The sequence below is a fragment of the Micromonospora sp. Mcm103 genome (assembly GCF_024519755.1).
In the GTDB taxonomy this organism is placed as follows: domain Bacteria; phylum Actinomycetota; class Actinomycetes; order Mycobacteriales; family Micromonosporaceae; genus Micromonospora; species Micromonospora aurantiaca.
The window spans coordinates 26,419-41,350 of sequence record NZ_JALJRJ010000005.1 but is presented as its reverse complement, the minus strand read 5'-3'; the positions used below and the strand labels follow the sequence as shown (position 1 = coordinate 41,350).

The window sequence follows — 14,932 nt, the reverse complement described above, 5'->3', positions numbered from 1 at the left end:
CCGGCGGTCCGCGCCCGGCGTCCCGAACCGGTCCGGACGGGCGGAACGACCTGGATGATGCTTTGTCCGGTAATCGCATCCCCGACGCTCGGTTCGCTCAAATTCAGTGATCGTTAACCGCCCTTCCGAGCACGCACGATGAGCGAAACTCGGTTAGGCTGCGGACCATGTGTGGAATCGTGGGTTACGCCGGTGCGCGCCCGGCGCTCGGCATCGTGCTTGACGGACTGCGGCGTCTCGAATACCGCGGCTACGACTCGGCCGGTGTCGCCGTGGTCTGCGAGGACGAACTGCTGACCGAGAAGAAGGCCGGCAAGCTCGCGAACCTGGAGAAGGTCCTCTCCGAGCGCGCGGCCGACAACCCCGAGGACTGCGCCGCCAGCCCGATCGGCATCGGCGACGGCACCACCGGGATCGGCCACACCCGCTGGGCCACGCACGGCGGCCCGACCGACCGCAACGCCCACCCGCACCTCTCCCCGGACGGCCGCGTCGCGGTGATCCACAACGGCATCATCGAGAACTTCGCGAAGCTCCGCGCCGAGCTGGAGGACGAGGGTGTCGAGTTCGCCAGCGACACCGACACCGAGTGCGCCGCGCACCTGATCGCCCGCGCGCTGGCCGACCTGCGCTCGGCCGGTGAGACCGACAGCCCGCAGCTCCTCGCCGCCGCCATGCGCGTGGTCTGCGGGCGCCTGGAGGGCGCGTTCACGCTGCTCGCCGTCGACGCCGGCATCCCCGGCGCGGTGGTCGGCGCCCGGCGCAACTCGCCGCTCGTGGTCGGCCGGGGCGACGGCGAGAACTACCTGGCCAGCGACGTCGCCGCGTTCATCGAGCACACCCGGGACGCGGTCGAGCTGGGGCAGGACCAGATCGTCCTGATCACCCCGGACAGCATCGACATCACCGACTTCCACGGTCAGCCGGCCAGCGGCACCGACTTCCACATCGACTGGGACTCGTCGGCCGCCGAGAAGGGCGGCTACGACTGGTTCATGCTCAAGGAGATCGAGGAGCAGCCGCAGGCCATCGCCGACACGCTGCTGGGCCGGCTCACCGAGACCGGCGAGATCGCCCTCGACGAGGTCCGCCTCAGCGAGCAGGACCTCCGCGACGTCGACAAGATCTTCATCGTCGCCTGCGGCACCTCGTACCACGCCGGCCTGGTCGCCAAGTACGCCATCGAGCACTGGACCCGCATCCCCTGCGAGGTGGAGCTGGCCAGCGAGTTCCGTTACCGCGACCCGGTGCTGGACCGCTCCACGCTGATCGTGGTGATCTCGCAGTCCGGCGAGACGATGGACACGCTGATGGCGCTGCGTCACGCCAAGGAGCAGAAGGCCCGCGTGCTGGCGATCTGCAACACCAACGGCTCGACCATCCCGCGCGAGTCCGACGCGGTGCTCTACACCCACGGCGGCCCGGAGATCGCTGTCGCCTCCACCAAGGCGTTCCTCACCCAGGTCGTCGCCTGCTACCTGATCGGCCTGCACCTGGCCCAGGTGCGCGGCATCAAGTTCGCCGACGAGGTGGGCGCGGTGGTGGCCCAGCTCCAGGAGATGCCGGGCAAGCTGCGGGAGCTGCTGGACCGGATCGAGCCGGTCCGCGAGCTGGGCCGCGAGTTGAAGTCCGAGCCGACGGTGCTGTTCATCGGCCGGCACGTGGGCTACCCGGTGGCGCTGGAGGGCGCGCTGAAGCTCAAGGAACTGGCGTACATGCACGCCGAGGGCTTCGCCGCCGGCGAGCTGAAGCACGGCCCGATCTCGCTTATCGACCAGGGCACGCCGGTGATCTGCATCGTGCCCTCCCCGGTCGGCCGGGGCATGCTGCACGACAAGGTCGTCTCCAACATCCAGGAGGTACGCGCGCGCGGCGCCCGCACCATCGTGATCGCCGAGGAGGGCGACCAGGCGGTGGTCCGCTACGCCGACCACCTGATCTACGTGCCGCGTACGCCGACGCTGCTGGCGCCGCTGGTGACCACGGTGCCGTTGCAGGTGCTGGCCGCCGAGATCGCCGCCGCCCGCGGGCACGACGTCGACCAGCCCCGGAACCTGGCCAAGTCCGTCACCGTCGAGTAGCCGATCTCGTCCACGGTCCCTCCGCCCGCACGACGGGTGGAGGGACCGCGTCGTCTCCGGCCGGCCTCGCGGACGGCCGCCGGAGGGCCGCAGGCGGTCGCCCGAAGGGCCGCGGGTGGTCATCGGCCCAGCACGATCCGGGCCATGCCGTCCAGCGCCGGGTTGTCCGGGTCCCAGTAGCCGGTGTGGCCGTGCGGGGCGCTCGGGAAGCGCCGGCCGCCGAAGCCCGGCGCGCTCGGGTCGGCGCCGAACCAGAGCCGCTCGCCGGGCCCGTCGAGCACGGCGAGCGCCGGACCGAGCGGCGTACCCGCGAGCAGCGCGCGGCGGGCCAACTCCTCCGGTGGACGTGCCAGCCGGATCACGTCGTCCGGCGCGGTCGACGACCAGACCTGACCGGCGGGCATCCGCAGCTCGGCGGCGTGGTCCACGCCGACCCCCGGCGAACCGACGAAGACCAGCGCGTCGGCGCTCAACCCGTGGTCGCGGGCGGCGGCGCCGACCACGAGCGAGCCGTAGCTGTGCCCGAGCACCGTCTGCCGGGCCGGCGGGCCCTCGTGCGCGGCCCGCAGCCCGTCCTGGAACCGGTGCAGCGCCGGGCCGGCGTCCTCGGCCTGCCGGGTGCCGGCCGCCTCGTTGAGGAAGTCCGGCGCGTCGTAGTCCAGCCAGAGCACCGCCGCCGCCTCCTCGCCCGGTCCGAGCGCCGCGCAGCGCTGCAACACCCGGGCCGCGCGGCCCAGCTCGGCCGGCGCGTCGGCGAGATCCGAGGTCATGCCCGGGACGTACGTGAGCACCGAGGCGGCGCGGTCCGGGTTGCCGAGCGCCACCACCGCCCGGCCGTCGCCGGCCGGGTCGAGCCCCAGCAGGTACGCCCGGGGCGCCCCGCCCGCGGCCAGCCGCTCGGTGAGCCCGTCCAACCCGCGTAGCGCCGCCTCGACAGCGGCGAGCCGGACCCGGCGGGACGCCTCCAACGGCCCGGCCGGAAGCGGGTGCAGCAGGGCGAGCCGCCGTACGAGCAACCGCTCCCGCCGGTCACCGAGCAGCAGCCGGTTGGCCTGGTCCCGGGCGGCTGCCGGTACGCCGTCGAGGCGCCCGATCCGGCCCGGTTCCCGCCCGACCAGCCAGCGCCGCTCGGCCGCGCTCAGACCGGCCCACCAGCGGCTCACCTCGGTCGGCCCGGCGCCGGGCCCGGGCCGGTACGCGGGCGGCACGCTCACCCAGCCGCGTACCGCAGCGGTGGCCAGTTCCGCCAGCCGGCCGGCCGCCTCCCGGTCGGCGGCGCCGGCGAGCGTCAGCGCACCCCGGATGCCGGCCCGCGCGTGGACCACCGCCGGTCCGGCCTGTGCCACCGGCCGCGCCGGGTCGGGCCGGACCGCTCCGGTGCGGTCGACGAGCAGGCCACCCGACTCGGCGCGGGCCACCTCGGCGCCGAGCCGGGCCTTCGCCGCGCCCAGCCGGGCGCCGAACTCGGCGAGCACCTGGTCGACCTCGACCAGGGCGGGAAGCACGTCGGTGAGGTCGGTGCGCAGGTCCCCGATCCGCCGTTGCGCCGCCGTCGCGGCGGCACCCGACCACCCGGGGCGAAGCGTGCCGATCCGGGCGGTAAACGCGTCGGCGCGCTGCCGTACCGGCGTGGTGAGGCCCCGCCACGCCGCCCCGGCGGTGGACCAGGCGCCCGGGTCGGCGCGCCAGAGCTGCGCGTAGCCGACCGGCGCGGCGGCGTCGGCACTCCCGCCGTTCACCGGAGCACCCCGGTGAGGCGGCGGGCGGCGCGTTCGTCGACCGCCTCGTAGCCGTCCGCGCCACGGCGCAACGCCTGAGCGGTGTCGGCCACCCGGGCGCCGAGCGCGCCGGACCAGCGCCGTACGGCGGACTCCAATTCGGTAAGCGCCATCGCGGATCGCCAGCCGTCCGGCGCCGCCACCAGCAACGACTCCGGCGCCGCGCCCGGCCCGCGAGCCAGCCGGTACGCATCGTCGGCCAGCTCGCGCGCCACCGATCGCAGCAGCTCCGGATCGACGTCGAACGGTTTCTCCACCACGTGCCCTCCCTCGCCCGGCGCCACCGGCCGGCTCCGGACACCGGGACGCTAGGCGGCACCCCGCGGTGGTCGCCGACCCCTGTGGACAACGTGCCGGGTTGTCCACAGGGCTTGTCCGCCGACCGGTCCGGGGCGCGTACCGCCGGTAGGGTGAGGCCGTGATCGGGGGAGCCGCGAGCGGAAGCTGAGCCGGCGCGACGAGCGGGGCGGGGTGGCATGAGACAGGTGTGGCGGGTCGCGGACGTTCGCGCGGCGGAGGCGGGCCTGATGGCCACCCTCCCGCCCGGTGCGCTCATGCAGCGGGCCGCGGCCGGGCTGGCCCGCCGCTGCGCGTTGCTGCTCGCCGACCGGGGCGGCGTCTACGGCGCCCGGGTGCTCGTGCTCGCCGGGTCCGGCGACAACGGCGGCGACGCCCTCTTCGCGGGCGCGCACCTGGCCCGCCGGGGCGCGGCGGTGACCGCGCTGCTCCTCACGCCGGGCCGGGCGCACGCCGAGGGCCTGGCCGCGCTGCGCGCCGCCGGCGGGCGCGTGGCCGACCGTCCGCCCGCGGTGGTCGACCTGGTGCTCGACGGCATCGTGGGCATCGGCGGCACCGGAGGGCTCCGCGAGACGGCCGAGCAACTGGCCGCGAGCCTGACCGGGCAACGCGGGCGCGACGGCACGCCCGCCACTGTGGTCGCGGTCGACGTGCCGAGCGGCGTCGCTGTCGACACCGGCCACGTCCCGCTCACCGATGCAGGGCGGCCCCGGGCGGTCCGCGCCGACGTGACTGTGGCCTTCGGCGCGCTCAAGCCCGCACTGGTCGTCGGCCCGGCCGCCGAGCTGGCCGGCGAGGTCGAGCTGGTCGACATCGGGCTGACGCCGTGGCTGCGCGGCACACCGGCGCTCCAGGTGATCGAGCAGGCGGACGTCGTCGAGTGGTGGCCGGCGCTGGGCGCGTCGTCGGAGAAGTACAGCAGGGGTGTGGTCGGCGTGGCCACCGGATCGGCCACCTACCCGGGCGCCGCGGTGCTCTCTGTCGCCGGGGCGCTCGCCGGCCCCACCGGCCTCGTCCGCTACGCCGGGAGCGCCAAGGGCGAGGTGCTGCACCAGCACCCGTCGGTGATCGCCACCGGCCGGGTCGCCGACGCGGGCCGGGTGCAGGCGTGGGTCTGCGGCTCCGGGCTCGGCACCGGCGAGGACTCCGCCGCCGAGCTGCGCGCGGTGCTGGCCGCGCCGGTGCCGGTGGTGCTCGACGCGGACGCGCTGACGCTGCTCGTCGACGGCAAGCTGGCCGATCGGCTGCGCGGCCGGGACGCGCCGATCGTGGTGACGCCGCACGACCGGGAGTACGCCCGGCTCTGTGGCGAGATGCCGGGGGAGGACCGGGTCGCCGCCGCGCTGCGGCTGGCCGCCTGGATGAACGCGGTGGTGCTGCTCAAGGGCGACCGCACGATCATCGGCACGCCGGACGGCCGCGCGTACGTGAACCCGACCGGCACCCCGGTGCTCGCCACCGGCGGCACCGGCGACGTGCTGGCCGGGCTGCTGGGCTCGCTGCTCGCCGCCGGGCTCGCGCCGGAGCGGGCGGCGGCCGCGGCGGCGTACCTGCACGGGTTGGCCGGCCGGGAGGCGGCGCGCGGCGGTCCGGTGACCGCGCCCGACGTGGCGGCGGCGTTGCGTCCGGTACTGGCCCGGCTGGGCTGATCCGGGCGGCGACGTCCGGGTGGCGACGGGCACCGCCCGGACGGCTCACGGCGCTGATGATCACTGACGGAAGTAGGCTGAGGACATGTGGCAGTCGGAGGTGCGCGTCGACCTGGACGCGATCCGGGAGAACGTGACCCGGCTCAAGGCCGGCACCAGCGCCGAGCTGATGGCGGTGGTCAAGGGCGACGGCTACGGCCACGGCATGGTGCCCGCCGCCCGGGCGGCGCTCGACGCGGGGGCGGACCAGCTAGGCGTCTGCACGCTGGACGAGGCGTTGCGGCTGCGTGAGGCGGGCATCACCGCGCCGGTGCTGGCCTGGCTGCTCGACCCCGGCCTGCCGCTGCACGACGGGATCACCGTCGGCGTCGACCTCGGCTGCGCCAGCCTCCCCCAGCTCGACGAGATGATCGAGGCGAGCCGCCGGGCGGACCGCGCGGCCCGGCTGCACCTCAAGATCGACACCGGGCTGGCCCGGGGCGGCGCCACCGTCGCCGACTGGCCGACGCTGCTGGAGGCCGCCGCGAAGGCCCAGGCCGACGGCCTGGTCGAGGTGGTCGGCGTGTGGAGCCACTTCGTGTACGCCGACTCGCCCGGCCACCCCACCACCGACCGCCAGCTCGCCGTGTTCCACGAAGGGCTGGAGATGGTGGCGCGCGCCGGGCTGCGTCCGCGCTACCGGCACCTGGCCAACTCGGCCGCTACGCTGACCCGGCCGGACACCCACTTCGACCTGGTCCGGCCCGGCATCGCCGTCTACGGCCTGTCGCCGGTCGCGGGTGAGCAGTTCGGCCTGCGTCCCGCCATGACCGCCCGCGCCCGGGTGATGCTCACCAAGCGCGTCGCGGCCGGCACCGGCGTCTCGTACGGGCACACCTACCTGACCGGGCAGGAGGCCAACCTCGCGGTGGTGCCGCTCGGCTACGCCGACGGGGTGCCCCGGCACGCCTCCAACACCGGCCCGGTGCACCTCGCCGGCAAGCGCCGGACCATCTCCGGGCGCGTCTGCATGGACCAGTTCGTGGTCGACTGCGGCGACGACGAGGTGGCCGCCGGCGACGTGGTGACGTTGTTCGGCAGTGGCGCGGACGGCGAGCCCACCGCCGACGACTGGGCCGAGGCGGTCGGCACCATCAACTACGAGATCGTGACCCGCTTCGGCGGCGTGCGTGTGCCCCGCGTCTACGACGGTGAGCGCGCATGAGTGTCCGGTTGCCGCGTCCGCGTACCGCCGCCGGCAAGGTCGCCGGGCTGGTCGGCGCCGCCGTCGGTGTGGCTGCCGCCGGGCTCGCGGCGGGCGTGGTGAGCGAGCGGGTCCTGGTCCGCCGGCTCAAGAACGACCCCACCGACAGGTACGCCGACGAGATCTTCGGCGAGCAGCGCTACGACGAGGCGTACCGGCTGGAGATGCCGGACGGCACCGACATCCACGTGGAGGTGGTCGAGCCGACCCGTCCGGTCGCCGGGCACCCGACGGTGGTGCTGGTGCACGGGTTCTGCCTGGACATGGGCACGTTCCACTTCCAGCGCAAGCGGCTCGCCGAGCGCGGCGACTACCGGGTGGTCGCGTACGACCAGCCGGGGCACGGCCGCTCCGGCCGGCTGGAGAGCGGCGAGTACGACCTGACCGCGCTGGGCCACACGCTGCGCCGGGTGCTCGACGAGGTGGCCCCGGAGGGTCCGCTGGTGCTGGTCGGGCACTCGATGGGCGGCATGACGATCATGGCGCTGGCCGAGCTGTACCCGGAGATGTTCGGTGACCGGGTGGTCGGCACCGTGCTGATGGCGACCTCGGGCGGCCTGGCGGCGGAGACCAAGCTGGTGGCGCCCGCGCTGCTCGGCCGCGTCGGCTCGCCGGTGCTCTACATGATGAGCAACGCCACCCGGTACGGCGGCACCGTGATCGACCGGGCGCGCCGGTCGACCTCGAACGTGGCCTGGCTGCTCACCCGCAAGTACGGCTTCGGCACGTCGAAGCCGAGCCCGGCCCTGGTGTCGTACGTCGAGATGATGAACTCGCGCACCTCGGCCGACACGGTCACCCGCTACCTGCGCACGATCGCCACCCACTCCCGGTTCCCGGCGCTGGCGGCGCTGGCCGGCACGCCGGTGCTGGTGATCGTGGGGGACAAGGACATGATCACGCCGGTGACGCACTCCGAGGAGATCGTCCGGCGGCTGCCGCACGCCGAGTTCGTGAAGATCGACGACAGCGGGCACGTGGTGATGCTGGAGCACGCCGACGAGGTGAACGCGGCGCTGGAGAGGTTCCTGGATTCGCTATGACGGTGATCGTGGAGCTGAAGACGGTCGACGACACCCACGAGTTCGGGCGGCGGCTTGCCGGTGTGCTGCGCGCCGGTGACCTGCTGCTGCTCAGCGGCCCGCTCGGGGCCGGCAAGACCGCGCTGACCCAGGGCATCGGCGCCGGTCTCGGCGTACGCGGGGACATCACCTCGCCCACCTTCGTCATCGCCCGGGTGCACCGGCCCGACCCGGCGCGGGGCGGCCGGGTGACGCTCGTGCACGCCGACGCGTACCGCCTGGGTGAGGCCGCCGACCCGCGCGCGGAGATCGACGACCTCGACCTGGACGCCTCGGTGGACGAGGCGGTCACCGTGGTGGAGTGGGGCGAGGGGATGGTCGAGCAGCTGGTCGACGCGCACCTGCGGGTACGCATCGACCGCCGCGACGACGACACCCGGGCGGTCACGCTGGAGCCGGTCGGCGGCGACTGGGCCGCCCGGGTCGCCGAACTGTCCTAGGGCTGAAGGGGCATCGTCCAGCAGTTGGAGTAGGCGGTGCGCCCCGCGAGCCGGTCGGTCAGCCAGGCCACCGCGTCGCCCTGATCGGTGATGAGCGGCGCCAGGTGGTTGGTGAGGAGCTTGTCGCCGAGGTTGGGCAGGCTGACGGCCTGGTAGGTCACGTTGGCGCCCTTGCGGCACCAGTCGACCGCCAGTTGGCGGGCCTGCCGGTGGGGCACGATGTCGTCCTGGACGCCTGTTGCCACGCGTACCGGGCCGGCGGGCTTGAGCGTGCCGATGCGCTGCCGGTCGAGGACGGCCTGGGCCTCGGGCGCGGCGGCGATGACGGCGGTGAGGGACCGTCCGCCGGTGATCCACCTGCTGCTCTTGGTGAACGCGTACCGGAGGATGGCGTCACCGACGCACATGGTCGAGGTGTCGGCGAGCGCCGCCCGGCCGGCGTCGTTGATGTTCGCCTCGATGACGTCCCGCACCGCCGGGTCGGACTGGGCGAAGCCGTTGAGCGACCAGCCCAGCGCCCCGGCCAGCGCGCTGCCGTCGATGCCGCCGATGACGGCCGTCAGGTCGGCCGGCGGCGCGCCGACGTAGGTTCCTGCGAGCGGCACGTCCGGCGCGTAGGTGGGCTGGAGTTCGGCGGCGGCGGCGCTGGCGCCGCCACCCTGGCTGTAGCCGTACAGGCCGACCCGGGACTGTGCGGTCACCGATGCTCCCGGCACCGTGCGGGCGGCGCGGGCCGCGTCGAGCAGGGCGCGTCCCTCGTCGAGGCGGTTGACGTACGTGTGCAGCCGGTCTGTCGCGCCCAGCCCGACGTAGTCGGTGACGACCACCGCGGCGCCGGTGGCGAGCAGGCGGTAGATCGCCAGGGCCTCGTAGCCGACGGACAGGGTGTCGCCGGTGAGGGTGAGCGGGTGTTGCAGGGCGAACGAGGGCGCGCACTGGTCGCCCTGCCCCATGGTGCCGGAGGCGACGGCGACCAGCGGGCGCGGTCCGGTGCCCCGCCACGCCGCCGACGGTTCGATGTAGGCGCCGGTCACGCCGACGGCCCGGCCGTTGGAGTCGGTGGACCTGTACATCAGGCGGGTGGCGGTGCCGGGCATCGGGCGGCCGTCGAGCCCGGGGATGCTCAGCCCGAGCGGCAGCGGCTCGGTACGGATCAGCGTGCCGTTGGTGGCGGGCAGGTCGGCGGGCGGGTGGTAGAAGGCGGGGATCGTCACGCCGCGGGAGACCACCGGCGTGGTGCCGTCGGCGGCTGCGGCTGCGCCGGATCCGGCCAGGTAGGTGGCTGCCGCCACGGCGACGGCCAGCATCCGGAGGCCGACCGCGCGGCGGGGGGAGGGGGCGGCGGAGGGCGTGCGGGGACGGGTGTTTCTCCTGCTCACGGGCACTCCTAGCGAGCATCGATGGTGGTGGATGCAAGCTAGCAGTGACGGTGTGGCGTAAGTAACTTGCCAGTAGGTTACGCTCCGGTAACTTTTCTCGTCCAGTACCCGGCCCCGCCGCCGACCGGGAGTGTCGGTCGCGGCTGGTAAGAAGGTGGCGACCGACGAGGAGAGGTTGCCGATGCCCGACGCCCCCACCCTGGACCTGCCGGCGCTGCTGCCGGAGGCCTGGCGTGCCGTGCTCACCCCCCACCTGGACCCGGACCGCACCGCGGCGCTGGCCGAGTTCGTCACCCGGGAGTACGCGACCGCCACTGTCTTCCCGCCGCTGGAGGACCTCTTCTCCGCCTACCGGCTGTGCGGGCCGGCCGACACCCGGGTGCTGATCCTCGGGCAGGACCCGTACCACAAGGCGGGCCAGGCGCACGGGCTGAGCTTCAGCGTGCGCGAGGGGGTGGCGGTGCCGCCGTCGCTGCGCAACGTCTTCAAGGAGCTGGGCGAGGACCTGGGCGTGCCGAAGCCGCGCAGCGGCAACCTCGACGGCTGGGCCGCGCAGGGTGTCCTGCTGCTCAACTCGGTGCTGACGGTCCGGCAGGCCACGCCCGGTTCGCACGCCAACAAGGGCTGGGAGGAGTTCACCGACGCCACCATCCGGGCGCTCGACGCGCTCGACCAGCGCGTGGTCTTCCTGCTCTGGGGCGGCTACGCGCGCAAGAAGGCGGCGCTGGTGACCAACCCGCAGCACGTGGTGCTGGAGGCCGGGCACCCGAGCCCGATGAACCCGCGCGGTTTCCTCGGCAGCCGCCCGTTCAGCGCCGCGAACAAGGCGCTGGCCGACGCGGGGCTGCCCACCATCGACTGGGAACGCTCAGCCGGCTGACCCGTCCGGCGCCTCGCCCGCCGCGGCGAGGCGCCGGCGGTACCGGGACAGCAGCTCGGCCGTGCGCCGGTCGGTCACCTCCACCTCGACCAGCGGCTCGACCGGGTACGTACCTTCACCGAGGCGGACCTCGATGGGATCGGGCAGTTCCTCGCACATCCGGGCCCGCAGTTCGCCGTAGCGGGTGAGCCAACGGTGCTCGCCCGGCTCCTCGGGCTCCGTGTGGATGCCGCCCCACTCCTGCCATCGGGCGTTCCAGCGCTGCGCGTAGATCCGATCGAGGAGCGCGCTGAACTGCGGCGAGTCCCGCCAGCGCACCGCGATCTCGACCGCGTCCACCGGCAGCGGCGCGCCCTGCAGCAGCGCCGCCGTGCCGCCCGACAGCACGTACGGCAGGTCGCCCAGGGCCTCCATGATCCGATCCAGCCGGAGAACTTCGAGCCGCTCGGCAAGCACCGTCCCGGCCATCTCGTCCAGCGCGGCGTCCAGGTGACTGTCCAGCGGCTCGACCTCGATCCGCAGTTGCCGGCCGAGCGCGGCGAGCAGGCGTTCCGCGGTGGTCAGGCTCGGCAGCCGGTCGCCGCGTTCGATCCGGGCGATGGCCGCCTGACTGAGCCCGGACCGAGCGGCCAGCGCCTGCTGGGTGAGGCCTGCTTGTTCGCGTTCACGCCGCAGGGTGCCGGCGATCTCTCGAACGAGGCGACTCTCCGTCATCTCCGGAGAATGGCAGTCCTCTTCTAAGTCTTATGCCTCTGAGTCATATTTATGACCCAGAGGCATAAGGCACTCACCTCTTCTCTTTAGTTCGGGCGCTACGCACCGTGAGTGGGCGAGCGGTGAGGGCGTGCCGGGCACGGGCGGGGCGGACGGCTAGGCTGGCTTACCGTGCTCGTACTCGTGGTGGACTCCTCGACGCCCGCGGTGACCGCGGCCCTTGCCGAGGTCTCGGCGGACGGCGTCGCGGTCCGCGCGTCCCGGTGCACAGTCGACGCCCGCGCCCACGGCGAGCTGCTCGCGCCGCAGGTCGACGCCGTGCTGGCGGATGTCGGCGTGCGCCCAGCCGACCTGGCCGCGATCGTCGCCGGCCTCGGCCCGGGTCCGTTCACCGGGCTGCGCGTCGGGCTGGTCACCGCCGCCGCCATGGGTCAGGTGCTCGGCGTACCGACGTACGGTGTCTGCTCGCTGGACGGGCTCGGCCACCCGGCGGCCGCCGGCGAGCCGGTGCTGGCGGCGAGCGACGCGCGGCGCCGGGAGATCTACTGGGCCGTCTACGACGGCGCCGGCCAGCGCCTGGTCGGCCCGGAGGTGGCGGCCCCGGCGGTGGCCGCCGAGCGGGCGCGCGACCTGGCGGTCACCGTCGCGGTCGGCGACGGCGCGCACCGGTACGCGGACGTGCTGGGGCTGCCGGTCCGCGACGAGCCGCGCTACCCGGACCCGCTGGCGCTGGCCCGGCTCGCCGCGCCGCGGATCCGCGCGGGCGCGCCCGGCGAGACGCTGACCCCGCTCTACCTGCGCCGCCCGGACGCGGTCGCGGCCACCGGCCACAAGCCGGTCCTGCCATGAGGCTGGGCCGGTTCCGCTGGTGGCACATCGACCAGGTGCTGCCCATCGAGGCGGACCTCTTCGGCGCCGAGCAGTGGTCGGCGGCGATGTTCTGGAACGAACTCGCCAACGGGCACTTCTACCTGGTCGCCACCGACGACGACGGCGCCGTGCTCGGCTACGCCGGGCTGGCCGTGTCCCCGCCCGACGAGGCGTGGGTGCAGAACGTCGCGGTGCGCCGGGACGCCCACCGCCGGGGGATCGGCCGGCTGCTGCTGGAGGCGCTGCTCGCCGAGGCGGCCCGGCGCGGCGCCCGCAGCACGCTGCTGGAGGTCGCCGCGGACAACGCGCCCGCGCAACGGCTCTACGCCGGCTACGGGTTCGAGCCGATCGGCGTACGGCGCGGCTACTACCAACCGAGCAACACCGACGCGCTGGTCATGCAGCGCAACGAGGACTGACGCGCATGGCTGACGAACCCCTGATCCTCGGCATCGAGACCTCCTGCGACGAGACCGGCGTGGGCATCGTGCGCGGGCACACGCTGCTCGCCGACGCGCTCGCCTCCAGCGTCGAGGAGCACGCCCGGTTCGGCGGTGTGGTGCCCGAGGTGGCCAGCCGCGCCCACCTGGAGGCCATCGTGCCGACCATGGACCGGGCGCTGCGCGAGGCGGGCGTCACCCTCGCCGACATCGACGCCATCGCCGTGACCTCCGGGCCGGGCCTGGCCGGCGCGCTGCTCGTCGGGGTCGCCGCCGCCAAGGGGTACGCGGTGGCGGCGGAGAAGCCGGTGTACGGCGTGAACCACCTCGCCGCGCACGTCGCTGTGGACACGCTCGAACACGGCCCGCTGCCCGAGCCCGCCATCGCGCTGCTGGTCTCCGGCGGGCACTCCTCGCTGCTGCGCGTCGACGACCTCGCACGCGACGTCGTACCGCTCGGCGCCACCATCGACGACGCGGCCGGCGAGGCGTTCGACAAGGTGGCCCGGCTGCTCGGGCTGCCGTTCCCCGGCGGGCCGTACATCGACCGCGAGGCGCGCGCCGGTGACCCGGCGTCGATCGCCTTCCCGCGCGGGCTGACCGCCGCGAAGGACCTGGCCGGGCACCGGTACGACTTCTCCTTCTCCGGCCTGAAGACGGCTGTGGCCCGCTGGGTGGAGTCACGGCAGCGGGCCGGTGAGCCGGTGCCGGTCGCCGATGTGGCCGCGTCCTTCCAGGAGGCGGTCTGCGACGTGCTGGTCGGCAAGGCGATCGACGCCTGCCGCACCAGCGGCATCGACACGCTTGTCATCGGCGGCGGTGTGGCGGCCAACTCCCGGCTGCGGGCGATGGCCGAGCAGCGGGCCGGCAGGCACGGCATCCGGGTGCGTACGCCCCGGCCGAAGCTCTGCACGGACAACGGCGCGATGGTGGCCGCGCTCGGCTCCCACCTGGTGGCCGCGGGCGTCGCGCCGAGCCGGCTGGACCTGCCGGCCGACTCGGCGATGCCGCTGACAGTGGTCAGCGTGTGAGCGGGGAGGAGACCGACATGATCGTCCGGATGTGGGAGGCGAAGGCCGAGCCGTACGGCTTCGCCGACCTGATCACCTGGGTCTGCGAGACCGCGCTGCCCGAGTTCGAGCACGACCCGATGCATGTCTCCAGCGAGGTGTTCTCCTCCACCGACCACCGGCTGGTGGTCATCTCCAAGTGGCGGAACAACCCCCGGGAACTGCCCGAACCGCCGGCCCGGCTGATCGCCCGCCCGCCGCACAGCTGGGACTTCACCCAGGTCGACCGCTGACGCCGCTGCTTCGCTAGGAGCGGCGGGTCAGCCGCCAGGTCGCGTACCCGCCGGTGCCGAGCGCGATCAGGAACACCGCCCACACCACGCCGGTGCCCACCTGGAGTCCACCGCCGCTGCCCACGTTGGCCTGGGCGGCGGCGACGAGCGAGTCGCTCTGCGCGGGCGGCAGCGCGGCCGGCGGCAACTGCTGCCAGCGCACCAGCCCGGTGCTCTCCAGCATGGTCATGTGGTCGTTGACGAAGGTGTTGGCGTCCTCGGCCAGCTTGCGCACGATCGGGTCGCGGGTGCTGGCCCGGACCGCGCCGATCACCGGGAAGATCTTGCCGTGGGCGACCCGCAGCCGGGTGACGAAGATCTGGTCGAACCGTGCGCCGGTGGCGTTCTGCATCTCGGTCAGCCACCCCTTCTGCTCGGCCGTCGGATCGGTCGGCAGGGTGGCGCCGAGCTTGTTGGCCGCCTCGACCACCAGCTGGTCCAGCTCCGCGTGCTGCTTGGCGATCTCCGCGCCGACCTCGCGTACCCGGGCGGACTGGCCCTTCTCGGCCGCCATCTGCCCGGCCGGCATCTCCCACAGCCCGGCCAGCCGTACGCCGTTGAGCAGCGTCATGTCGGCGGCGTTCATCTGCACGCCGGGGTTGGGTGCGGCCTGCGCCGTCCCGGGAACGACGCCGATCCCCGCGCCCAGCGCGGCGAGCAGCAGTACCACCCGGTGCGCCAGCTTGCGGCGTGCGGATTCCAGCGATGCCATGGTTGCGGTGCCTCCTCGGTCCGGA

15 protein-coding genes are annotated in these 14,932 nt (G+C 74.3%); 10 read left to right on the top strand and 5 right to left on the bottom strand.

What is annotated here, in order from left to right; translation table 11 throughout:
* Positions 1-167: 167 nt before the first annotated feature.
* Positions 168-2,081 carry a glutamine--fructose-6-phosphate transaminase (isomerizing) gene (gene glmS, locus OC439_RS09165; protein WP_135242042.1) on the top strand — a complete coding sequence of 638 codons (1,914 nt, stop codon included), beginning with the start codon at positions 168-170 and terminating at the stop codon, positions 2,079-2,081.
* Between the two features lie 119 nt (positions 2,082-2,200).
* Here the strand turns inward: glmS and OC439_RS09160 are convergent, their stop codons facing one another.
* Positions 2,201-3,820 carry an alpha/beta hydrolase family protein gene (locus tag OC439_RS09160; protein WP_262013062.1) on the bottom strand — a complete coding sequence of 540 codons (1,620 nt, stop codon included), beginning with the start codon at positions 3,818-3,820 and terminating at the stop codon, positions 2,201-2,203.
* Positions 3,817-4,119 carry a type VII secretion target gene (locus OC439_RS09155; protein WP_262013061.1) on the bottom strand — a complete coding sequence of 101 codons (303 nt, stop codon included), beginning with the start codon at positions 4,117-4,119 and terminating at the stop codon, positions 3,817-3,819. The genes OC439_RS09160 and OC439_RS09155 overlap by 4 nt, the downstream gene beginning before the upstream one ends.
* A 216-nt stretch (positions 4,120-4,335) precedes the next feature.
* On the opposite strand from OC439_RS09155, the gene OC439_RS09150 reads away from it, so the two are divergent.
* From OC439_RS09150 to tsaE, 4 genes are all read left to right on the top strand, one after another.
* The gene (locus OC439_RS09150) at positions 4,336-5,805 is read left to right on the top strand and encodes an NAD(P)H-hydrate dehydratase (RefSeq protein ID WP_262013060.1); all 1,470 of its coding nucleotides are present in this window, start codon (positions 4,336-4,338) and stop codon (positions 5,803-5,805) included.
* Between the two features lie 85 nt (positions 5,806-5,890).
* Positions 5,891-7,009, top strand: coding sequence for an alanine racemase (gene alr / locus OC439_RS09145; protein WP_262013059.1), 1,119 nt, complete (start codon positions 5,891-5,893; stop codon positions 7,007-7,009).
* Positions 7,006-8,091 (top strand): alpha/beta fold hydrolase, encoded by a 1,086-nt coding sequence (locus OC439_RS09140; RefSeq protein WP_262013058.1) that lies wholly within the window; start codon positions 7,006-7,008, stop codon positions 8,089-8,091. Before alr ends, OC439_RS09140 begins: the two co-directional genes overlap by 4 nt.
* On the top strand, positions 8,088-8,570 hold the full coding sequence (tsaE, locus tag OC439_RS09135; RefSeq protein WP_194801390.1) for a tRNA (adenosine(37)-N6)-threonylcarbamoyltransferase complex ATPase subunit type 1 TsaE: 483 nt from the start codon (positions 8,088-8,090) through the stop codon (positions 8,568-8,570). Before OC439_RS09140 ends, tsaE begins: the two co-directional genes overlap by 4 nt.
* Here tsaE and OC439_RS09130 read toward each other — a convergent pair.
* A complete protein-coding gene (locus OC439_RS09130) occupies positions 8,567-9,949 on the bottom strand; it encodes a lipase family protein (RefSeq protein WP_262013057.1) in 1,383 nt (460 codons plus the stop codon). The two genes, tsaE and OC439_RS09130, sit on opposite strands and share 4 nt — an antisense overlap.
* Before the next feature lie 181 nt (positions 9,950-10,130).
* On the opposite strand from OC439_RS09130, the gene ung reads away from it, so the two are divergent.
* A complete protein-coding gene (ung, locus tag OC439_RS09125) occupies positions 10,131-10,829 on the top strand; it encodes a uracil-DNA glycosylase (RefSeq protein WP_262013056.1) in 699 nt (232 codons plus the stop codon).
* Here ung and OC439_RS09120 read toward each other — a convergent pair.
* A complete protein-coding gene (locus OC439_RS09120; protein WP_262013055.1) occupies positions 10,818-11,543 on the bottom strand; it encodes a helix-turn-helix domain-containing protein in 726 nt (241 codons plus the stop codon). The two genes, ung and OC439_RS09120, sit on opposite strands and share 12 nt — an antisense overlap.
* A gap of 171 nt (positions 11,544-11,714) precedes the next feature.
* Between OC439_RS09120 and tsaB the strand changes: the two genes are divergently transcribed.
* Genes tsaB through OC439_RS09100 form a run of 4 tightly spaced genes read left to right on the top strand, consistent with a single transcriptional unit; the run spans position 11,715 to position 14,156 of the window.
* A complete protein-coding gene (gene tsaB / locus OC439_RS09115) occupies positions 11,715-12,392 on the top strand; it encodes a tRNA (adenosine(37)-N6)-threonylcarbamoyltransferase complex dimerization subunit type 1 TsaB (protein WP_262013054.1) in 678 nt (225 codons plus the stop codon).
* Positions 12,389-12,832 carry a ribosomal protein S18-alanine N-acetyltransferase gene (gene rimI, locus OC439_RS09110; RefSeq protein ID WP_262013053.1) on the top strand — a complete coding sequence of 148 codons (444 nt, stop codon included), beginning with the start codon at positions 12,389-12,391 and terminating at the stop codon, positions 12,830-12,832. Before tsaB ends, rimI begins: the two co-directional genes overlap by 4 nt.
* A gap of 5 nt (positions 12,833-12,837) precedes the next feature.
* Complete coding sequence (gene tsaD / locus OC439_RS09105) at positions 12,838-13,884, top strand: tRNA (adenosine(37)-N6)-threonylcarbamoyltransferase complex transferase subunit TsaD (protein WP_262013052.1); 1,047 nt, start codon at positions 12,838-12,840, stop codon at positions 13,882-13,884.
* Between the two features lie 17 nt (positions 13,885-13,901).
* Positions 13,902-14,156, top strand: a complete 255-nt coding sequence (locus OC439_RS09100) for a hypothetical protein (RefSeq protein ID WP_091426737.1) — start codon at positions 13,902-13,904, stop codon at positions 14,154-14,156.
* A gap of 13 nt (positions 14,157-14,169) precedes the next feature.
* Here OC439_RS09100 and OC439_RS09095 read toward each other — a convergent pair whose 3' ends face one another.
* Entirely contained in the window at positions 14,170-14,907 is a 738-nt protein-coding gene (locus tag OC439_RS09095; RefSeq protein WP_194801382.1) for a DUF4142 domain-containing protein, read from the bottom strand.
* Between the last annotated feature and the right edge of the window lie 25 nt (positions 14,908-14,932).